Annotated in this window: 6 protein-coding genes; 5 read left to right on the plus strand and 1 reads right to left on the minus strand. The window is 55.8% G+C overall.

Annotation, left to right across the window (positions count from 1 at the left end; translation table 11 throughout):
- Window positions 1-190 precede the first annotated feature (190 nt).
- The 5 genes from ACTO5E_RS10175 to ACTO5E_RS10195 all read left to right on the plus strand — a co-directional run bounded on the left by ACTO5E_RS10175 (window position 191) and on the right by ACTO5E_RS10195 (window position 3,404).
- Window positions 191-457 carry a hypothetical protein gene (locus ACTO5E_RS10175; RefSeq protein ID WP_482303385.1) on the plus strand — a complete coding sequence of 89 codons (267 nt, stop codon included), beginning with the start codon at window positions 191-193 and terminating at the stop codon, window positions 455-457.
- Complete coding sequence (locus tag ACTO5E_RS10180; RefSeq protein ID WP_482303386.1) at window positions 454-1,206, plus strand: hypothetical protein; 753 nt, start codon at window positions 454-456, stop codon at window positions 1,204-1,206. The genes ACTO5E_RS10175 and ACTO5E_RS10180 overlap by 4 nt, the downstream gene beginning before the upstream one ends.
- A 229-nt stretch (window positions 1,207-1,435) precedes the next feature.
- Window positions 1,436-1,789, plus strand: coding sequence for a PadR family transcriptional regulator (locus ACTO5E_RS10185; RefSeq protein WP_482303387.1), 354 nt, complete (start codon window positions 1,436-1,438; stop codon window positions 1,787-1,789).
- A gap of 198 nt (window positions 1,790-1,987) precedes the next feature.
- The gene (locus ACTO5E_RS10190; protein WP_482303388.1) at window positions 1,988-2,257 is read left to right on the plus strand and encodes a hypothetical protein; all 270 of its coding nucleotides are present in this window, start codon (window positions 1,988-1,990) and stop codon (window positions 2,255-2,257) included.
- A 292-nt stretch (window positions 2,258-2,549) separates the two neighbouring features.
- Window positions 2,550-3,404, plus strand: coding sequence for a GNAT family N-acetyltransferase (locus ACTO5E_RS10195; protein WP_482303390.1), 855 nt, complete (start codon window positions 2,550-2,552; stop codon window positions 3,402-3,404).
- A 439-nt stretch (window positions 3,405-3,843) separates the two neighbouring features.
- On the opposite strand, the gene ACTO5E_RS10200 is transcribed toward ACTO5E_RS10195, so the two are convergent.
- Window positions 3,844-4,543: transglycosylase domain-containing protein (locus ACTO5E_RS10200; protein WP_482303392.1), on the minus strand; the 700-nt coding region annotated here is incomplete at its 5' end.

Below are 4,543 nucleotides of genomic sequence, written 5' to 3' on the forward strand. Positions count from 1 at the left end.
TCAAAGCTCAATCCGAAAGTAGTAAATCGGTAGTAAATTCAGTTCTTATATCCCGTGAAATGCCCGTATTTCCGGGCTTTTTTGAGATAATCAGAGTTGTTATAAATAAACAATAAAAGGGATATCCCCTCCTTGACAATCTACCTATTTAGATATATACTTAAATAAACATATTGAGAGGAGGATCGAAATGGAGACGGACATATCGAGGCCGTTTTGGGTAAGCAAGAAGCTCTGGGTTTTCGCGGTTTTGTTTATTCTCAACGTTTTAACAGCCCGTGCTGTTCCGTACGATCAATGGGTAGCGGCTGGGCAGAAATACGCGGAAACAGCCGAACAGTTGGATACAGCGCGGCAGAACCTGACTGTTCTGGAGGGCTGGATTGAGGACGCGGGGAAGGAGCTTGCCCAGGCACAGGACAGGCTGTCGCAGGCAAAGCAAGGAGGATGGACATGAAACCAATCAACCTAATGGAACAGAAAAAGAAGTGGTACCACCCGGTCAATATTCTTTGGGGCGTTGCAGTGGTTATTCTTTCTTCTTTTATCGTCCGCAATGTGTTCAGCATGGCGGCGTACCCGTCGCAGATCAAAGAGGCAGAGGCCCAGACCAGCTCGCTGGCGGCTGAACTGCTAGAGACTCAGTCGCAAATCTCCGACCGGGAAAAGGAGCTGGACCAGCTGACGCTTCAAATCAGTAACTGCCAGGAGGAAATAGAGGCGCTGCCCACTCCCACGCCAGTTCCCACGCCCAGTCCTACGCCTGCGCCCACTATGAACCCGGAGGAGTATGACGCCACAGTCACCTATGAGCAGCTGTTCCGCAATCCCCAGGACTACGCCGGTGAAAAGCTGTGCTTTTTTGGCGAGGTGGGGTATGTGGGAAACAATGCTTTTGAGGGAGACTATTTTTCCCTTTCTATCAACGGAATGTCGGGGACCTCGATCGAGGTTTTTTATGACGGCTCCAGCGGCCGGGTTTTGCGCGGAGACATTGTGAAGGTGTACGGCAAAGTGGTGAATGCCCACACCAACAGCCCTGGGCTGCGGGCTGAGCTGATTTATTACCCCGACCAGGAGGAGATTATAGACGCTTTTGTAGACGGCGTCTATGGGGACAACCCCAACAGCGACCAGCTGCGGGAGGGCTTGAAAAGCTGGAACCAGGGGATAGAGGACCTGCAAAACCAGCTGGCAGGAGGATAAGCCCTCCCCTGTGGGAAGCTGTGAAATGTGAAAAAAAGGAAGCTGCCGGCCAGTGTGTGCGCTGACCGGCGGCTTCCTTTTTTTCAGGGACTTCAAAGAGGGATGGAGGCGCTTCAAAATATTTTTTATAGTTTCTATTTATAGCTATTTACTTTTAGCTTAAATTATGGTATAAGTTTATTGATGAAGAAGTAAGAGGTTCCGGAATATCCCGGGGAAAGGGGGATATATGTCATACACGCTCTACGACAAGAAGGTCATTGAGATTCTGGCGCTTTCCTTGCTGCTGCAACAGGGCGAGCAGTACGCCTACAGCATCATGAAGCAGATCAAGGCCCTCAGCGGCGGCGCTGTCTCTGTGGTGAACGGCTCGCTGTACCCGGTTCTCTATAGCCTCAAGGACAGGGGCTGCCTGACAGACCGCACCGTGGCTGTGGGCAAAAGCCGGAAGATGAACCGGGTCTACTACAATATGACTCCGGCGGGTGTGGAGTATCTGCAGACCCTGCTGGCCGAGCGGGAGCTGATTCAGAGCAGCATAGAGAGGATACGCCAAAGCGCGGCCCAGGGGGTCAAGCCCTAGAGTCTGTTTTAAAACCAAAGGGACACGGCTTTTTGGCTGAAAGATGGATGGCTTCAGAGAAAAGGCCAGCTCCCGAGGTTTTAAAACAGGCTCTAGCGGCTGTGCCGGGCACAGTAGGGGGGCTCAGCCAAGCGGCGCCTGTCTCGGGCCCAGAGATGGGCCAAGCAAACCGACTCTGCTATGAAAGGAGTGATCCTGTTGACCAAAGAGGAATTGCGTCAGGCTTTTCAGCTCTGGTGCGGCTGCGCCCCTCTGCCTCCCTCGGCAAAGCTTCCGGCGGTCCCCATTGCCGAGCTGGACGTCTCTGAGAACAGCAGCCAGCTGGTCAGCCATCTCTATTTTCTCGTTCCGGACGTCTCCTCCGGTTCTCCGCGGTATTTCTTCTTTTTTGAAGAAAACACCTTTGTGAAGGACGCCATGGGTGATTTGAGCCTCATCCACTCTACCATCCATCCCCTCACAACCTGAGCCCGCATCCCCTCGGAAGGCCGGCCCCCAGCGGGGCTGGCCTTTGCCTCTTTTTGCGGGGGAGTGTCCCATTCGCAGATTTTATATAGAGGTCCAGTCTAGGTCTCCGTTCCGGGAACTCCGGATAAATGGGCAATTACAGGGAACTGCCCCTGTAAATCAGTCCCGTTATAAAATGCGCAAAAGGACACTCCCTTTTTGCGGGTTTTGGTTGCGCATACTCCGCGTTTGTGGTATGATGTGTTTTAACCAGCCCACGGCGTTTTGCCGGAAAAGGAAAGGATGCAATCCCATGACACAGAAGCGGTATGCCAGCCCTGGTGATTTTCTCCGGGACAATGAAAGCTTTTTGACGCGGTATGAGATTTCTGCTCAGCTGAACAGAGGCAACGCCCAGGCACACCGGGAGGCATCCTGCTCGCCGGAGCTCCTTTTCGGGCGCTATGAGCAGGAGGGGCGGACCGTGCTGATCTTTGGCAATACGGCCCCCTGGAACCTTTGTCTGAACGCTCCGGAGGGAATGGAGGCGCTTTCCGCCCAGGCTGCGGCAGAGCTGGCGGACTGGCTGAAGGAGCAGAGGGTCCCCATTGCCGGGGTATCAGGCCGGGATTGGCTGTGCCAGCGGTTTATGGAGGCCTATGGAGGCCGCTTTGTCCAGCGCTCGGCCATGGACATTATGATGCTTACCCGGTTGATAGAGCCCCCGGCGGCGCCCGGCGTGGTCCGTCCGGCGGAGGAGAAGGACCTGGAGGTGCTGGTCCGGTGGGTCTGCGCCTTTTACCAGGAGGCCCTTCATGAGGAGGCGGACCCGGAGACTGTCCGCCAGCGCAACCAGGAGCGGGTGCGAAGGGGGGAGATCCGGGTATTGGAGAGCCCTCAGGGGGAGCTGCTCTCTATGGCCCACACCTCTCGGGAGACGGAGCGGGGCATCTATGTCAGCGGGGTGTATACGCCGCCGGAGCACAGGGGGAAGGGCTGCTGCCAGGCCACCGTGGGCAGCCTTTGCCGGGAGCTGCTGGCTGGAGGCAAGGACTATTGCACCCTGTTTGTGGACAGGAGAAATCCCATCTCCAACCGGGTGTACCGGAAGATCGGCTTTGAGGTGTTGGAGGACAGCAGCGAATACAAGCTGGTGAACGAAGAATAAGAGCCTATCCCGAAATGATCCGCACGCATCTTGCTTGCATATTTTCCGTCATATAGCGGCCAAATTTCTTGACAGGCGTCAGCCTGCCTGCAAAATTTTGACGCCATCTGACGATCAATCTGACTGCGCAATCTGCCCACGTCTCATTCCGGGATAGGCTCTAAGTTTTTGTGTGGCAGTGTCCAGGCCTGCTTGAAAAATCCATAACCCGGTCTTTTTGCCCAGAAGAGGCCGCTTTCTGCGTCGAACATTCTCGTGAACTCCTCTATTTGTAAACAAGCCCTGAGCAGTAAGCGGCGTGTTTGGGGCTTATGGGCGTTCTGTTTTTGCGCCTTTGGGACTATGTGGCGTCTATCTTCTGCCCTGTGTGCCGGTGTCTTTGCATGTTGAAGAGGACCCCTCTGCTTTGTCCGCAGAGAGGCCCTTCTTCTCTTGTATGTCAGCTGGCCAGCAGCAAAATGCCGCTGTCTTCCCCTGTGTCCCCTAAAATGGCGTCCGCGTGGTGCTGGGTGAGCTTTCCCCTCTCCACCATCAGCTCTACCACCTGCCGCTGGCGTTGCTGGGCCAGGTCCGGGTTCACGTTCAGGTCATATACCGAGGGCGCGTTGGGGATGCCTGCCAGCAGGGTGCACTCCCAGTCGCTCATGTCTCCGGGCTCCTTGTCAAAATAGGTCCGGCTGGCGTCCCCCACCGAGTAGCAGCCGCTGCCAAAGTAAATGCTGTTCACATACAGCTCCAGAAGCTCCTCTTTGGAGAAGTCGTTTTCCAGCTTCCACGCCATAAAGACCTCCGCAGCCTTGCGGGTCAGCTCCTTCTCCTGGGTAAAGTACAGGTTCTTCGCCAGCTGCTGGGTGATGGTGCTGCCTCCCTCCGCAAAGGAGAGGGTGCGCAGGTCATTGAACAACGCCCGGCCCAGAGCAGCCAGATCGATTCCGTTGTGGCTGTAGAAACGGTGGTCCTCCGCAGCGACCACCGCGTCCAGATAGGTGTCCGGCAGGTCGGAAAGAGGGGTAAAGCCATCCTGGCTCCGAATCTCCCGGGCGGCCTGGCTGGTGGGCAGGTTTTCCAGGGCGGCGGTATACAGCCAGTAGCCCCGCAGGGCCACCCTGTGCCTGCTGGCAGGCGGCTGGGTGGCCCTG

It is taken from the genome of Acutalibacter sp. (assembly GCF_056800975.1).

What these genes read in the sequence shown, in the direction of transcription:
- ACTO5E_RS10175 (WP_482303385.1), top strand. Translation starts at nt 191, where the DNA reads ATGGAGACGGACATATCGAGGCCGTTTTGGGTAAGCAAGAAGCTCTGG.
- ACTO5E_RS10180 (WP_482303386.1), top strand. Translation starts at nt 454, where the DNA reads ATGAAACCAATCAACCTAATGGAACAGAAAAAGAAGTGGTACCACCCG.
- ACTO5E_RS10185 (WP_482303387.1), top strand. Translation starts at nt 1,436, where the DNA reads ATGTCATACACGCTCTACGACAAGAAGGTCATTGAGATTCTGGCGCTT.
- ACTO5E_RS10195 (WP_482303390.1), top strand. Translation starts at nt 2,550, where the DNA reads ATGACACAGAAGCGGTATGCCAGCCCTGGTGATTTTCTCCGGGACAAT.